Here is a 423-nt window from a genome sequence, read left to right as displayed (position 1 = left end):
TGTCCTTCGCCGAGCCTTCGGTCCCGGCGGTGTCGTCGGTGACCGGCCGACCGGTCGGTGACGTGCAGTGGTCGGACCCGGAGAACTGGGACGACCAGGTCCGCAAGCCGGACCTCTTCGCCGACGCCCTCCCGGCCCTCGAGGCCGACACCAGGTTCGTCGAACTCGGCCCGGACGGCGTGCTGTCCGCGCTCGGCCAGCAGCCCGACGCCGTCACGGCGCCGCACCTGCGCCGCGACCCAGACCTACTCACCAACGTGCACACGGCTCTCGAGAACCTGCACGTCAACGGCTTCCCGTACGACTGGTCGCCGCTGTTCACGGGCGTCCGACCGGCCGAGCTGCCGACCGACGCCTTCCAGCACCAGCGGTACTGGCTGGAGCCCCGCGCCCAAGCGCCGGCCGGGGCCGCCGACGAGGCGT

The 423-nt window shown here is 72.8% G+C and carries 1 protein-coding gene; it reads left to right on the top strand.

What is annotated here, in order from left to right:
* Window positions 1-38: 38 nt before the first annotated feature.
* On the top strand, window positions 39-423 hold a 385-nt coding region (locus tag PUR56_RS07380), incomplete at its 3' end, for a hypothetical protein (RefSeq protein ID WP_329948322.1).

It is taken from the genome of Streptomyces sp. BE303 (assembly GCF_036290945.1).
Taxonomy (GTDB): domain Bacteria; phylum Actinomycetota; class Actinomycetes; order Streptomycetales; family Streptomycetaceae; genus Kitasatospora.
This window is presented reverse-complemented; position numbering and strand designations above follow the sequence as displayed.